Below are 15,207 nucleotides of genomic sequence, written 5' to 3'. Positions count from 1 at the left end.
AGCCATCCGCATGCCTCGTCAAGAGAGTAGTCAAATGTAGTTGATAACAATTCTCATTAGCACTAGAATATCTCCATCAGTCACGATTTGTTTCTTTAAAGCATGGAGATTGCAATGAGAATCCTCAAGATCCTGTTCGTGGGCGCCCTCGTCAGCCTCGCTGCCGCATCGGCCTGCGCCGCCGAAGTGGTGGTTTATTCCGCCCGCAACGAGCAACTCATCAAGCCCTTGTTCGACGCCTACAGCAAGGAAAGCGGCGTGCAGGTCAAATTCATTACCGACAAGGAAGGCGCGCTGCTGCAGCGTCTCAGGGCGGAAGGCCAGAACACGCCGGCCGACCTGCTGCTGACCGTGGATGCCGGCAACCTGTGGGAAGCCGCCAGGGAAGGGCTGCTCAAGCCGGTGGCGTCACAAACGCTGAATGCCAATGTGCCGGCGCACCTGCGCGATCCGGGCAGCCAGTGGTTCGGCCTGTCGGTGCGCGCGCGCACCATTTTCTTCAACCAGCAGAAAGTGAAGCCCGCCGATCTGTCCACTTATGAGGATCTGGGCAGCGCGAAATGGAAGGGCCGCCTGTGCCTGCGGACTTCCAAGAAGGTCTACAACCAGTCGCTGGTGGCGATGATGATCGCCGAGCACGGCGAGGCCAAAGCCGAGCAGGTGGTTAAATCCTGGGTCGCCAATCTCGCGACCGAGCCGTTCCCGGACGACACCAAGATGCTGGAGGCGATCGCCGCCGGGCAGTGCGACGCGGGCATCGCCAACACCTATTATTTCGGGCGCCTGATGGAGAAGAAGGCCGGCCTGGCGCTGGGCATTTTCTGGCCCAACCAGCAGGGCAGCGGGGTGCATGTAAATGTTTCCGGCGCGGGCGTGGTCAGGCATGCCAGGCATGAGAAGGAGGCCGTGGCCCTGCTGGAATGGCTGTCCTCGGCCAGGGCGCAGAACCTGTTTGCCGACGTGAACCTGGAATACCCGGTCAATCCCGCCGTCAAGGCTGATCCGCTGGTGGCCGCCTGGGGCGGCTTCAGACAGAACCCGCTGAATGTCGCCAGGGCGGGCGAACTTCAGGCGGCGGCGGTCAAGCTGATGGACCGCGCCGGCTATCGATGAAACGCCACGGCTGGCGCCTGGCAGCGACCGGCATCGCGCTCCTGATCATCGTTCCGCTGGCAGTGGTGCTGGCGTCGCTGTTCAGCCCGGAGCGTGATGTCTGGCCGCACCTGCTGGAGCATGTGCTGCCCGGCCTGCTCGGCAATACCCTGCGCCTGGTGCTGGGCGTGGGCATAGGCGTCACGCTGCTGGGCGTCAGCCTGGCCTGGCTGACTGCCGTGTGCGAATTCCCGGGGCGGCGCTTTTTCTCTTGGGCGCTGCTCTTGCCGCTGGCACTACCGGCCTACGTCACGGCCTTTGTCTATGTCGCCCTGCTCGATTTCACCGGCCCGCTGCAAACCGTCCTGCGCGAACTGGCCGGCGGGCCGCTGGTTTTTCCCGCCATCCGTTCTGCCGGGGGGGTGATCATGGTGATGAGCCTGGCCCTCTACCCCTACGTTTACCTGCTGGCACGCAATGCCTTCCTCACCCAGGGTAAGCGCGCGCTGGAAGCAGCGCAGTCGCTGGGCTACAGCCGCAGGGCGGGGTTCTTCAAGGTGGCGTTGCCGCTGGCCCGTCCCTGGATCATGGCCGGGCTGCTGCTGGCCCTGATGGAAACGCTGGCGGATTTCGGCACGGTCGCGGTGTTCAATTACGACACCTTCACCACCGCCATCTACAAGACCTGGTTCGGGCTGTTTTCGCTGCAGGGCGCGTCCCAGCTCGCTTCGGTGCTGATCCTGCTGGTTTTCGCCCTGATCGCCGCAGAGCAGGTTTCGCGCCGCGGCCTGCGCTTCACCCAGGCCGGACGCCACAGCCGGATGGAAAGAATCATCCTGCGTGGCCCCAGTGCCTGGCTGGCAAGCGGCTTTTCCGCGCTGGTGCTGTTGCTGGCATTCGTCATCCCGGTTGCGCAGCTTTTGTTGTGGGCGGAAAAAGTGGTGGCCCAGGATTTCGACGCACGCTACCTGGGTTTCCTCTGGCATTCCCTGCTGCTGGGCGCGCTGGCCGCCGCGCTGATCGTCGCCGCCGCACTGGTGCTGAGCTATGCCCAGCGCCAGCACGGCGATGGCTGGACGCGCGCCATGGCGCGCATCGCCACGCTGGGCTATGCCGTGCCCGGCCCGGTGCTGGCGGTGGGCATCGTCATCCCCCTGGCCTGGCTCGACCAGCAGCTCATCGGCGCGGCCAGAAACTGGTTCGGCATCGACAGTGGCCTGATTTTGCAGGGTACGCTGCTGGTCATGCTGCCTGCCTACCTCACGCGCTTCCTGGCGGTGGGCTACAACCCGCTCGACAGCGCCATGCAGCGCGTCACCCGCAACCTCGACGAGGCGGCGCAAAGCCTGGGCCTGTCCGGCCTCGCCATGGTGCGCCGCGTGCATCTGCCGATGCTGCGCGGCGGCCTGCTGTCGGCCGCGGCGCTGGTGTTCGTGGATGTCATGAAGGAGATGCCGATCACCCTGATGACCCGTCCCTTCGGCTGGGACACGCTGGCGGTGCGCATTTTTGAAATGACCTCGGAAGGCGAATGGGAGCGCGCAGCCCTGCCCGCCGTGGCGCTGGTGCTGGCCGGCCTGCTGCCGATCGCCCTGCTGATCAAGAATACGGACAAATCCTGATGACTTCTTCCATTCAATGCCCCATCCCCGTTCCCGGCGTGCCGCTGCTGGAAGTGCATGAAATTCGCCAGGCCTATGGCAGCCAGGCGGTGGTGAAGGGGCTTTCCTTCAGCCTCGCCCAGGGAAGTATCGGCTGCCTGCTCGGCCCCTCCGGTTGCGGCAAGACCACCGTGCTGCGCGGCGTGGCCGGCTTCGAGCCGGTCAGCGGCGGGGAGATACTGCTCAACGGCGCCAGCGTGAGCCGGCCCGGCTTCATGCTTCCGCCCGAACAGCGGCGCATCGGCATGGTGTTCCAGGATTACGCCCTGTTTCCCCATCTCAGCGTGGCAGATAACGTGGCCTTCGGCCTGCATGGCGCCAACCGGCAGGAGCGCGCCCTGCGCGTGGCTGAGCTGCTGGAAGTGGTGGGCCTGCCCGACAGCGGGCGCAAGTTCCCGCACGAGCTGTCCGGCGGCCAGCAGCAGCGCGTGGCGCTGGCCCGCGCCCTGGCGCCGTGCCCCGCGCTGCTGCTGCTGGACGAGCCGTTTTCCAGCCTCGACGTGGAACTGCGCGAGCGGCTCGGCCAGGAAGTGCGCGACATCCTCAAGCAGCAGAACGCCACCGCGCTCCTCGTCACCCACGACCAGCACGAGGCCTTCGCCATCGCCGACGAAATCGGCGTCATGCACCAGGGCGTGCTGCAGCAATGGGACAGCGCCTACAATCTCTATCACCAGCCCGCCAGCCGCTTCGTCGCGGACTTCATCGGCGAGGGCGTGCTGATTCCGGGCACGGCATTGAGTGGAGATCGCGTGGAAACCGAGCTGGGCATCCTGGCCGGAAACATTCCAGAAGCGTGCCGCAACCAGCGCCAGGTGGAAGTGCTGCTGCGCCCCGACGACATCGTGCACGACGATGCCAGCCCCATGCAGGCCATGGTGGCGCACAAGGCCTTTCGCGGCGCCGACATTCTCTACACCCTGCTGCTCCCAAGCGGGCAGAAAGTGCTATCCCTGGTGCCCAGCCATCATAATCACGCCGACGGGGAGAAGATCGGCATCCGGCTGGAAGCGGATCATGTGGTGATGTTTCCGCGCGCTGAAGCAGGCGGCTTGTAACTTGGAAAAAACAGACAACCACGGAGTTCACGGAGAACACGGAGTAAAAACAGTAGGTTGTACATACACATGCATTCACTCGTTGGGTGAAGCATATTTAAAAGTTCAAGATGGCCTTTCTCTGTGACCTCCGTGTTCTCCGTGGTTTGAGTTGAAGCTCTTTAAGGTTAAAGCTTCAATACACGATCTGCACGTTTTCCTTTTGCAGTTGCTCGTGCAGCGAACTCAGTAATTCGTCGTGCAGGCTGACGCGCCACTCGTCGCCCAGTTGCAGTTCGCAGGTCGCGCCGCCGTTGCGGTAGGCGATGCGCACCGGGCAGCCGCCGTTGCGGTAGGGGGTCAGCAGGTCCTTCAGCTTGCCCGCATTGCTGCCGCCGTTGCATTTCAGCAGCATGGCCTTGGCGAAGCGGGTACGCGCGCCGGCCAGGCCAAGCAGTTTTTCGGCCACCACCCGGAAGCCGCCGGCGTAGTCGTCCTTGCTCACCTTGCCCTCCACGATCAGCAGCTGGTCTTCCCTCAGCAGCTCGCGATTGCTGTCGAACAGTTCGCTGAAGACCGATACATCCTGGCGTCCGCTGCCGTCATCGAGGGTGATGAAAGCCATCTTGCCGCGCCGCGTCATCTGGGTGCGGATGGCGTAGATGATGCCTGCCATGTAAACCGGCTGGTGTTGCGGCGCCAGGTCGGAGAGCCTGGTGCGGATGAAAGTGGACAGTTCCTTGCGGTAGCTGTCGTAGGGGTGGCCGCTGAAATAGAAGCCCAGGCTTTTCTTTTCAAACTGCAGTTGTTCCGCTTCGCCCCAGCGTGGTACATCCACCAGGATTTCAGCCGAATCCCCGGCGCTATCCTCACCAAACAGGCTGGCCTGATTTATCGAACGGTTATGCTGTTCGGCGGATTCCATTGCCAGTCCGGCTGAAGCCAGCAGGCTGGCACGATGGTCGGTAATCAAATCAAAAGCGCCAGCGCAAATCAGCGCCTCGATGGTGCGCCGGTTGACGATGCGCTTGTCCACGCGGCGGCAGAAATCGAACAGGTCGCGGAACGGGCCGCCGGCCTTGCGCTCGGCCTCGATGGACAGCACTGCCTGCTCGCCGGTGCCCTTGACCGCGCCCAGGCCGTAGCGGATCGCCGAGCGTGATACCGGCTCGAAGCGGTAATTGGAGACGTTGATGTCCGGCCCCAGCACCTTGACCTTGTTGGCCAGTGTATCCTCGTAGAACACCTTGAGCTGGTCAGTGTTGTCCAGTTCCGAGGACAGGGTGGCGGCCATGAAGGCGGCGGTGTGGTGCGCCTTGAGCCAGGCGGTCTGGTAGGAGACCACGGCGTAGGCGGCGGTGTGCGACTTGTTGAAGCCGTATTCGGCAAACTTGGTCATCAGGTCGAACAGCTTCTCGGCCAGCGCCGGGTCGTAGCCCTTCTCCCTGGCGCCCGCGGCGATGGTTTCGCGGTGCTTGGCCATTTCCTCGGGCTTCTTCTTGCCCATGGCGCGGCGCAGCATGTCGGCGCCGCCCAGGGTGTAGCCGCCGATGATCTGCGAAATCTGCATCACCTGTTCCTGATACACGATCACGCCGTAGGTGGGCGACAGGCAGGCTTTCAGATCCTCGTGGAAATAGTCGATCTTCTGCAGGCCCTTCTTGCGCAGGATGAAATCGTCCACCATGCCCGAACCGAGCGGGCCGGGGCGATACAGCGCGAGCACCGCGATGATGTCCTCGAAACGGTCCGGCTGGAGCTTGGCCAGCAGTTTTTTCATGCCGTCCGATTCCAGCTGGAACACCGCCGTGGTGTTGGCTTTCTTCAGAATTTCGTAGGCTGCCGGATCGTCGAAATGCTGGGTGTCGAGTGGCCCGGTGAAAGTCGGGTCGAGCCGCTTGAGGTATTTCAGCGCCAGCTCGATGATGGTCAGGTTCCGGAGGCCGAGGAAGTCGAACTTCACCAGCCCTACGGCTTCCACGTCGTCCTTGTCGAACTGGGATACCGTGACCGCATCGGCGCCGGAGGCCACATACAGCGGGCAGAAGTCGGTCAGCTTGCCGGGCGCGATCAGCACCCCGCCGGCGTGCATGCCGACATTGCGCGTCATGCCTTCGAGCTTGAGCGCCAGCTCGAACAGTTCGCGCACTTCCTCCTCGTTGTCGTAGCGTTCCTTGAGCTCGGGCACTTCTTCCAGCGCTTGGTTGAGGCTGACGAATTTGCCCGGCTGGGCGGGGATCAGCTTGGAAAGGCCGTCGCAGAAGAGATAAGGCATGTCCAGCACGCGTCCCACGTCGCGCAGCACCGCCTTGGCGGCCATGGTGCCGAAGGTGGCGATCTGCGATACCGCGTCGGCGCCGTACTGGCGGCGCACGTACTCGATCACCTTGTAGCGGGTTTCCTGGCAGAAATCCACGTCGAAGTCGGGCATGGACACCCGCTCCGGGTTGAGGAAGCGCTCGAACAGCAGGGCGTAGCGCAGCGGATCGAGGTCGGTGATGCCGAGGCTGTAGGCCACCAGCGAACCGGCGCCGGAACCCCGTCCCGGGCCGACGGGCACCTGGTTGTGCTTGGCCCAGTTGATGAAGTCCGCCACGATCAGGAAGTAGCCGGGAAAGCCCATTTGCACAATGGTGTCGGTTTCGAACTTGAGCCGGTCCGTATAGGTGGGATACTGCTCGGCGCGTTTCGCCTCGTCCGGATACAGCTCTTTCATGCGCTCCGCCAGCCCGTCCTCGGCGCGCTTGATCAGGTACTCGCTTTCGCTCATCCCCTCGGGGATGGGAAACAGCGGCAGCTTGCTCTTGCCCAGCTCAACGGTCAGGTTGCAGCGCTTGGCGATCTCGACGCTGTTTTCCAGCGCCTCGGGGATGTCGGCGAACAGCTCGGCCATCTCGGCCTGGCTCTTGAAATACTGCTGCTCGGTAAAGTTCCTGGGGCGCCGCTGGTCGCCCAGCACGTAACCCTCGGCAATGCACACGCGCGCTTCGTGGGCGCGGAAATCATCCTGGTCGAGAAACTGGATGGGGTGGGTGGCCACCACCGGCAGGTCGAGCTCCCCGGCCAGAAGCAGCGCCTGCTGCACGTATTCTTCCGCCGCGTTGGAGCCGGGGCGCTGCAGTTCGAGGTAAAAGCGCTGCGGAAAACACTTGGCCCATTCCAGCGCCAGCTGGCGCGCCTGCGCTTCGTTGCCGTTCAGAAATGCCTGGCCGATATCGCCCAGATGCGCGCCGGACAGGGCGATCAGTCCGTCACCGAAAGATGAGGCCAGCCACTCCTTCCTGATTTCCGCCCGGCCCCGGTACTGGTTGCCGCGGAAAGCCTGCGACAGCAGCTCGCACAGGTTGCCATAACCGGTCCGATTCTGGCACAGCAGCAGCAGACGGCCCGGCTGGTCGCGGTTGGCCTCGTTCTCTATCCATACGTCGCAGCCGATGAGTGGTTTGACGCCACCGCTCCGCGCCGCCTTGTAGAACTTCACCATGCCGAACAGGGTGCTCAGATCGGTCAGCGCCAGGGCGGGCATGCCATCGGCCTTGGCGCGCTCCACCGGCGGGCAGGCATGGTCCTTGCCCGCGTCCAGACGCACGATGCCGTCGGTTATGGAGTATTCGCTGTGGAGGCGGAGGTGGATGAAAGAAGGCTGGCTCATAGGGGGTGGTATAATTTTTCCTTTGCACAATTTTACCACCCAATGAAACAACCCGAACTTCTCTTGCCTGCCGGTTCGCTGGAAAAAATGCGCACCGCCTATGCTTTTGGCGCCGATGCGGTGTATGCCGGCCAGCCGCGCTACTCATTACGCGCGCGTAACAACGAATTTAAGCTCGACCAACTGGAAACCGGCATTGCGGAAGCCCACGCCCTGGGCAAGAAGTTCTTTGTCGCCAGCAACCTCATGCCGCACAACGCCAAGGTCAAGACTTACCTGGCCGACATGGAGCCGGTCATCGCCATGAATCCCGATGCCCTGATCATGGCCGACCCCGGCCTGATCATGATGGTGCGCGAGAAATGGCCGGAAGTGCCGGTCCATCTTTCCGTGCAGGCCAATACGGTGAACTACGCGGCGGTGAAATTCTGGCAAAGCATGGGGCTGACGCGCGTGATCCTGTCGCGCGAGCTGTCGCTCGACGAGATCGAGGAGATCCGCCAGCTGTGCCCGGATATGGAACTCGAAGTATTCGTCCACGGCGCGTTGTGCATCGCCTATTCGGGCCGCTGCCTGCTGTCTGGCTATTTCAACCACCGCGATCCCAATCAGGGGACCTGCACCAACTCCTGCCGCTGGGATTACAAGGTGCATGAAGGCGAGGAGGATGCAGCGGGCGTGATCCGCGCCGATTTTTCGGCGCAGATGCAGGAAAGCGCTCTGTCCGATTGTGGCAGCCTGCCGCGCCACCCGCTGGCGGACAAGGTCTACCTGCTGGAAGAGCAGAACCGTCCGGGCGAGCTGATGCCGGTGATGGAAGACGAGCACGGCACCTACATCATGAATTCCAAGGATTTGCGCGCGGTGGAGCATGTCGAGCGTCTGACCAAAATGGGCATTGACTCGCTCAAGATCGAGGGTCGCACCAAGTCGATCTATTATGTTGCGCGCACCGCGCAGGTGTACCGTTGCGCCATCGACGATGCGCTGGCAGGGCGGACTTTTGACCTGAACCATCTGTCCTCGCTGGAAACCCTGGCCAATCGCGGCTATACCGACGGCTTCTACCAGCGCCACCATACTGCCGAGCATCAGAACTACATGCGCGGCTATTCGGAAAGCGCCAAGAGCCAGTACGTTGGCGATATCGTGAGCTTCGATGCCGCCAGCCAGATGGCCGAGATCAACGTCAAGAACCGCTTTGTGGTGGGCGACCGGCTGGAGTTGCTCCTGCCCTCCGGCAACCGGGTGGTGCGGCTGGAGCGCATGGAAAACCTGGAGGGCGAGGCCATCGACGCCGCTCCGGGCAGTGGCTGGAGAGTGCGCATTCCCTTGCCGCCGGGGGATTTTTCGCAGGGGCTGGTAGCGCGTTTTGTGTCTTGAAAATGCCTTCTTGACCCTGATTTCCGGTATACTTTCAGCCATTTAACAGGCCATCTTTTCTAAATGCAGCTATTCGCCTTCGGCATCAATCACCACACCGCGCCGCTTGCCATTCGCGAGCAAGTGGCGTTCCATGCCGAAAGCGTGAAGCAGGCCCTGCTGGACCTGGTGGACCATCGTCCGGTGAAGGAGGCGGCGATCCTCTCCACCTGCAACCGCACCGAGGTGTATTGCAACACCGACGAGCCTCGGCAGGCAATCGAGTGGATGGCCGATTTTCATCAGCTCAAGACCCACGCCATCGAGCCCTACCTTTACACCCTGCCCAAGCAGGATGCGGTGAAGCATGCATTCCGCGTCGCCAGCGGCCTGGATTCCATGGTGCTGGGCGAAACCCAGATTCTCGGCCAGCTCAAGCAGGCGGTCAGAACCGCCGAGCAGGCCGGCACCATGGGCACGCTGCTGCACAAGCTGTTCCAGCGCACTTTCTCGGTGGCCAAGGAGGTGCGCGGCACCACCGCCATCGGCGCCAATTCGGTGTCCATGGCCGCCGCCGCGGTGCGCCTGGCGCAGCGCATTTTCCCCAGCATTCACGAGCAGAACGTGCTGTTCATCGGCGCGGGCGAAATGATCGAGCTGTGCGCCAACCACTTTGCTGCCCAGCACCCCAAGCACATCCTGGTTGCCAACCGCACCCTGGAACGCGCCGCCACGCTGGCGCAGCGCTTTGGTGGCGGTGCCATCACCCTCAACGATCTGCCCGATCACCTCGCCGCCTACGACATTATCGTCACCTCCACCGCCAGCCCGCTGCCGATCCTGGGCAAGGGTATGGTGGAGCGCGCCATCAAGGCGCGCAAGCACCGCCCCATGTTCATGGTCGATCTCGCCGTGCCGCGCGACATCGAGGAAGAAGTGGGCGAGATGGACGACGTTTTTCTCTACAGCGTGGACGACCTTTCCCAGGTGGTGCAGGAGGGCCTGGACAGCCGCCAGGTCGCGGCCGCCGAGGCCGAGGCCATCGTCGAATCGCGCGTGCGCAGCTTCGTGGAATGGATGGAAAACCGCGAAGTGGTGCCGACCATCCGCGCCCTGCGCGACCATGCCGACCGCGTGCGCCGCCAGGAACTGGAACATGCCCAGCGCATGCTGGCCCGGGGTGAAGATCCGCAGGAGGTGATGGAACTGATGGCGCGGGCGCTGACCAACAAGTTCCTGCATAACCCCAGCCACGCGCTAAGCCACGCCAGCGGCGAAGATCGCCAGCAGCTTGAAGCCATGCTGCGCAGGCTTTACCAAATCCACCACGAATAGCTCCAAATGAAATCATCTATCCTGGCCAAGCTCGCTTCCCTCAGCGAGCGGCTGGAGGAGCTCAATTTGCTCCTTTCCAGCGCCGATATCACCAGCAACATGGACAACTACCGCAAGCTCACGCGTGAGCATGCGGATATCACGCCGGTGGTGGCGCAGTACCATGCCTGGCAGCAGTGCGAGCAGGACATACGCGACGCGCAGGAAATGCTGGCCGACCCGGAAATGAAGGAATTCGCCGCGGCGGAGATCGAGGAAGGAAAGGCGCGACTGGAACAGATCGAGCTCGATCTGCAGAAGCTGCTGCTGCCCAAGGACCCCAACGACGAGCGCAACGTGTTCCTGGAAATCCGCGCCGGCACCGGCGGCGACGAGTCTGCGCTGTTCTCCGGCGACCTGTTCCGCATGTACACGCGCTACGCCGAGCGCCAGCGCTGGCAGGTGGAAATCGTCTCGGAAAGCCCGGGCGAAATGGGCGGCTACAAGGAAGTGATCGCCAAGATCATCGGCCAGGGCGCCTATTCCAAGCTCAAGTTCGAGTCCGGAGGACACCGCGTGCAGCGCGTCCCGGCGACCGAAACCCAGGGCCGCATCCACACTTCCGCCTGCACCGTCGCCATCATGCCGGAAGCGGATGAGCTGGCCGAGGTCAACCTGAATCCGGCCGACCTGCGCATCGACACCTTCCGCGCCTCCGGCGCGGGCGGCCAGCATATCAACAAGACCGACTCGGCGATCCGCATCACCCACCTGCCCACCGGCATCGTGGTGGAATGCCAGGACGACCGCTCGCAGCACAAGAACAAGGCCCAGGCCATGAGCGTGCTGGCTGCGCGCATCATGGACGGGCAGTTGCGCGAACGCAATGCCAAGGAAGCCGCAACGCGCAAATCCCTGATCGGCAGCGGCGACCGCTCCGAGCGCATCCGCACCTACAACTTCCCGCAAGGGCGCATCACCGACCACCGCATCAATCTGACCCTGTACAAGATCGACCAGATCATGGACGGCGACATGGACGAGCTCACCGGCGCGCTGATGGCCGAGCACCAGGCGGAAATGCTGGCCAGCCTGGCCGGAGAAGGCTGATTGGCAACGCTGGCCGAGGTTCTGGTGCAGGATAGCCAGAAACTGCGGCAGGCTCTTGGCCTCGACCTGCGTGAAGCGCGGCTGGAAATCCAGATACTGCTCAGCCACGCGCTTGGCGTGGCGCGTTCCTGGCTCATCGGCCATGACCGCGATGCTTTGGCGGAATCCGCCGCACAAAGCTACACAGACCTGCTGACCCGCCGCCTCGCGGGCGAACCCATCGCCTACATCGTCGGGAACCGGGAGTTTTTCGGCCTGGAATTCAAAACCACCCCCGTCGTATTGATTCCGCGTCCTGAAACTGAACTTCTGGTCGAACTTGCGCTGCAAAAAATCCCCGAAAACCTGCCCTGCAGCGTGCTGGATCTCGGCACCGGCAGCGGTGCCATTGCCATCAGCATCGCCAGGAACCGGCCGCAGGCGGCAGTGACCGCCGTCGATCAGTCACCGGAGGCGCTGGCCGTGGCGCGGGAGAATGCGGCCCGGCTGGGAGTGCCCAATCTGCGGCTCCTGCACAGCAACTGGTTCGGCGTGCTCGAAGGGGAAACCTTCGATCTCATCGTTTCCAATCCCCCCTATGTGGAAGCCGCCGACCCCCACCTGCAACGCGGTGATGTGCGCTTCGAACCCATCTCCGCGCTGGCATCCGGGGCGGACGGCCTGGATGATATCCGCCGCATCACCGCTGTCGCACCACAACACCTCAATCCGGGTGGCTGGCTGCTGTTTGAGCATGGCTACAATCAGGGAGAGGGCTGCCGCGAGATATTGCGCCAGCATGGCTATGCTGCGGTGGAGACAATTCGCGATCTGGCTGGGCTGGAGCGGGTGAGCCTGGGCTCTATAGCAAAAAAATCGTGTAATTAACGTAAGGCTCTCAATAGGGAGCCTTCTCCTTTTTTCCTGGAAATAACACCCCAATCTGTATATTCAATGCCATCGAGGGCCATTTGCCAATTTCAGGGCAGGTGGCTTTTTCATGCGCCGATCTCACCCCTCTCTTGTAAATTAACTAATGTTATGGCATCATTAGTTTTGTTTATTTATCGTAGTTGAGGGTTTGAGTCGTGAACCAACCGCTTCTGATGGGTGCCAATGGCATATTGAATTTAACCGGGCTGTCTTGCCCGCATCCCTTGCTGGGTGCAAAAAAAGTACTGGACGGGCTCAGCCCCGGCGAAGTGCTCTGTCTGGTTTCTGACTGCCCCGGCACGAAAGATGATTTGTTCTCCTGGATTAAGCTGACCGATAACGAAGTCATCCGCACCGACAAGGATGCCAACGGTGCGGATGAGTATTTTATCCGCAAGGGCCGGCGCCCCCCTTCCGCTTTTAATGTTGAATTGGATATGAGAGGCACGGCCTGCCCAGGCCCCATTGTCGAAGCGAGAAAGTTGCTTCAGGGCATGCAGGGTGGAGAAATTCTGAAGTTGGTCAGCAGTTGCCCCGCTACGCGAGATGACATCGAATCATGGATAAAAAGCAGTGGTCATGAGCTTCTGGACATTCAAGAAATTGACCCTGGTGTTCTCGCTTTTTATATCAGGAAAAATTAGCCAGAAAAGTCAGGGTTAAACGATCCCCCTTTTACCTGCCGCAGCATCGGGCAGGTTTTTTTGTTTTTGCAGATAAGGATTTCAAGGCAGGGCAGAAATCGCTGCCCTTGCTGAAAACGAGGTGGCAGGCTAAAGTTACGGGGTTAAAATTTACAGGGGTGTGGGCGTGTTATCCATCATTCAAGCTGCCGGTTGGCCAATCTGGCCGCTGATTATTGCGTCGGTGATTTCTCTGGCGATTATCGGCGAGCGCTCGTGGTCGCTGTATGGCGGCCTGGTGGCGCCCAAGAGCCTGTTGCCTAAAGTGCGTGAATGGCTGCGGCAGGACGGCGTCAACGATGAGATGATTGCAAATCTGGAGCGGCATTCTCTTCTCGGGCGTATCTTTGCGGCGGGTTTGCGCAACGTCAACAGTTCGCGGGAAATGATGAAGGAAGCCATCGAAGATTCGGGGCGCGCAGTCACTCACGAAATGGAGCGTTTCCTCACCACTCTTGGCACGATTGCTTCAATCAGTCCACTCCTGGGGCTGCTCGGCACGGTGATCGGGATGGTGGAAATTTTCGGTGCGCTTACCCCATCCGGAGGCAGTCCCGCCCAACTGGCTCACGGCATTTCAGTAGCGCTTTATAATACGGCCATGGGCCTGATTGTGGCGATTCCAAGCATGATTTTTTATCGCTATTTCCGTGGCAAGGTGGATTCCCTGGTGATGGAAATGGAGCAGCAATCGATCAAGCTGGTGGACATGGTTCACGGCGAACGGAAATAAGGCGTCCCGCATGAATTTCCAACGTGGCAGGCTGAAGGAAGATCCAGAAATCAACCTGATAGCGATGATCGATGTGTTGCTGGTGATCCTGATATTCCTCATGGTGACCACCACCTTTTCCCAGATTGCCGAATTGCAAATCAATCTGCCAACTGCTGATGCCGAGAAACAGGCGGAAAAGCCGAACGAAATCATAGTTGCGGTCGATGCTTCCGGCCATTACGTCATCAATCGTGCTCCCGTGGCCAAGCTCGGGGTGGATGTATTGAGCGAGGCGCTGCGCCGTGCGGCGGGGGGGCGGACCGACCCTGTAGTTGTGATTAATGCAGATGCCGAGGCCACTCACCAGTCCGTAATCAATATCATGGAAGCTTCGCGTCTGGCGGGTTTCAATCGCATCAGTTTCGCCACCCAGGCGAAGAACGGCAAGTGACCGCAGGGTCTGCCTGGCTGGAAAAACAGTGGTACCGCCATGGTTTGTGGCAGCTCGTGTTGTTGCCGTTCAGCGCTCTGTTCTGGCTGCTTTCTGCTTCGCGCCGGGTGGCGTTCAGATATGGCTTGATGGCTTCCGGATCACTGCCGGTGCCAGTGATCGTGGTGGGAAATATCACTGTCGGCGGCAGCGGCAAGACGCCGCTGGTGCTCTGGCTGGCGCAGTTCCTGCGGAAACAGGGCTATAGGCCGGGCATTGTAAGCCGCGGTTATGGCAGTCGTGCCGTGGAGGCGTGTCCGGTTGGCCCGGTTGACGATCCAGCTTTGAAAGGGGATGAACCTGTTTTACTGGCACGCAAATCCGCCAGCCCCGTCTGGGTAGGGCGTAACCGTGCGGCAGTAGGGCGTGCCCTGCTGGCAGCGCACCCGGACTGTAATGTAATTCTTTGCGATGACGGTTTGCAGCATTATCGCCTGCGGCGAAACGTCGAAATTGCAGTGGTGGATGGGCAGCGCCGATTTGGCAATGGTAGATTGTTGCCGTCCGGCCCCTTGCGCGAAGGCTTGTGGCGCCTGAACCGGGTGGATGCGGTAGTGGTAAATGGCGGTGATGCTCTTGAGGGGTTGGCTGCCCAATATCAGATGCATTTAACTGGGGAACGGTTGACCAACCTGCGCTCAGGCGAGACGCGACCGGCGGCGGACCTGGCGGGGTTGAAGTTGCATGCCTTGGCCGGTATTGGCCATCCGCAGCGATTTTTTGATCATTTGCACGGTTTGGGACTGGATTTTGTCACGCATGTTTTTCCCGATCATCACGTTTACTTGCCGGGTGATCTGGATTGGCCCGATGCTGACGCGTTGCTGATGACAGAGAAGGATGCCGTGAAGTGCGCAGCATTTGCTGACAACCGATACTGGGTCTTGCCGGTTACGGCTGAAATGGATCCGGAATTCGGACCAAAAATTCTGGAACTACTAAGGAAACTGGATGGACGCGAAACTACTTGAAATTTTGGTGTGCCCCTTGTGCAAGGGGCCGTTGGTTTACAAGAAGGCGGTACAGGAACTGATCTGCAAGCCCTGCCGCCTGGCTTATCCGGTCAAGGATGATATTCCTGTGATGCTGGAGGAGGAGGCGCGCAAGCTGCCCGCTGACGAGGAGATTGGGTGAAATGTGAGCAGTAAGCGGTAAGCAGTTTTGTGCCGCTCACTGCTC

General features: G+C 61.2%; 13 protein-coding genes. 12 read left to right on the top strand and 1 reads right to left on the bottom strand.

What is annotated here, in order from left to right:
* The first annotated feature begins 114 nt into the window (after positions 1-114).
* From WC392_11510 to WC392_11500, 3 genes are read left to right on the top strand one after another with little or no spacing between them, the layout of a single operon-like run.
* Positions 115-1,113 (top strand): extracellular solute-binding protein, encoded by a 999-nt coding sequence (locus WC392_11510; GenBank protein ID MFA5242990.1) that lies wholly within the window; start codon positions 115-117, stop codon positions 1,111-1,113.
* Positions 1,110-2,714, top strand: a complete 1,605-nt coding sequence (locus WC392_11505; protein MFA5242989.1) for an iron ABC transporter permease — start codon at positions 1,110-1,112, stop codon at positions 2,712-2,714. The genes WC392_11510 and WC392_11505 overlap by 4 nt, the downstream gene beginning before the upstream one ends.
* Positions 2,714-3,811: an ABC transporter ATP-binding protein gene (locus tag WC392_11500; GenBank protein ID MFA5242988.1), complete on the top strand. Its 1,098-nt coding sequence runs from the start codon at positions 2,714-2,716 to the stop codon at positions 3,809-3,811. The genes WC392_11505 and WC392_11500 overlap by 1 nt, the downstream gene beginning before the upstream one ends.
* Before the next feature lie 175 nt (positions 3,812-3,986).
* On the opposite strand, the gene dnaE is transcribed toward WC392_11500, so the two are convergent.
* Positions 3,987-7,442 (bottom strand): DNA polymerase III subunit alpha, encoded by a 3,456-nt coding sequence (dnaE, locus tag WC392_11495; protein MFA5242987.1) that lies wholly within the window; start codon positions 7,440-7,442, stop codon positions 3,987-3,989.
* A 42-nt stretch (positions 7,443-7,484) separates the two neighbouring features.
* Here dnaE and yegQ point away from each other — a divergent pair, with 42 nt between their 5' ends.
* From yegQ to WC392_11450, 9 genes are all read left to right on the top strand, one after another.
* A complete protein-coding gene (gene yegQ / locus WC392_11490) occupies positions 7,485-8,825 on the top strand; it encodes a tRNA 5-hydroxyuridine modification protein YegQ (GenBank protein MFA5242986.1) in 1,341 nt (446 codons plus the stop codon).
* A 63-nt stretch (positions 8,826-8,888) separates the two neighbouring features.
* Positions 8,889-10,139 (top strand): glutamyl-tRNA reductase, encoded by a 1,251-nt coding sequence (hemA, locus tag WC392_11485; GenBank protein ID MFA5242985.1) that lies wholly within the window; start codon positions 8,889-8,891, stop codon positions 10,137-10,139.
* Between the two features lie 6 nt (positions 10,140-10,145).
* Positions 10,146-11,228: a peptide chain release factor 1 gene (prfA, locus tag WC392_11480; protein MFA5242984.1), complete on the top strand. Its 1,083-nt coding sequence runs from the start codon at positions 10,146-10,148 to the stop codon at positions 11,226-11,228.
* The gene (prmC, locus tag WC392_11475; GenBank protein ID MFA5242983.1) at positions 11,229-12,095 is read left to right on the top strand and encodes a peptide chain release factor N(5)-glutamine methyltransferase; all 867 of its coding nucleotides are present in this window, start codon (positions 11,229-11,231) and stop codon (positions 12,093-12,095) included.
* Between the two features lie 200 nt (positions 12,096-12,295).
* The gene (locus tag WC392_11470) at positions 12,296-12,784 is read left to right on the top strand and encodes a sulfurtransferase TusA family protein (protein MFA5242982.1); all 489 of its coding nucleotides are present in this window, start codon (positions 12,296-12,298) and stop codon (positions 12,782-12,784) included.
* Between the two features lie 166 nt (positions 12,785-12,950).
* On the top strand, positions 12,951-13,556 hold the full coding sequence (locus WC392_11465; GenBank protein MFA5242981.1) for a MotA/TolQ/ExbB proton channel family protein: 606 nt from the start codon (positions 12,951-12,953) through the stop codon (positions 13,554-13,556).
* A gap of 10 nt (positions 13,557-13,566) precedes the next feature.
* Complete coding sequence (locus WC392_11460) at positions 13,567-13,989, top strand: biopolymer transporter ExbD (protein MFA5242980.1); 423 nt, start codon at positions 13,567-13,569, stop codon at positions 13,987-13,989.
* Positions 13,986-14,999, top strand: coding sequence for a tetraacyldisaccharide 4'-kinase (gene lpxK, locus WC392_11455; GenBank protein ID MFA5242979.1), 1,014 nt, complete (start codon positions 13,986-13,988; stop codon positions 14,997-14,999). Before WC392_11460 ends, lpxK begins: the two co-directional genes overlap by 4 nt.
* Positions 14,980-15,162, top strand: coding sequence for a Trm112 family protein (locus WC392_11450; protein ID MFA5242978.1), 183 nt, complete (start codon positions 14,980-14,982; stop codon positions 15,160-15,162). Before lpxK ends, WC392_11450 begins: the two co-directional genes overlap by 20 nt.
* Positions 15,163-15,207: the final 45 nt, after the last annotated feature.

It is taken from the genome of Sulfuricella sp. (genome assembly GCA_041651995.1).
Classification (GTDB): domain Bacteria; phylum Pseudomonadota; class Gammaproteobacteria; order Burkholderiales; family Sulfuricellaceae; genus Sulfurimicrobium.
This window is presented reverse-complemented; position numbering and strand designations above follow the sequence as displayed.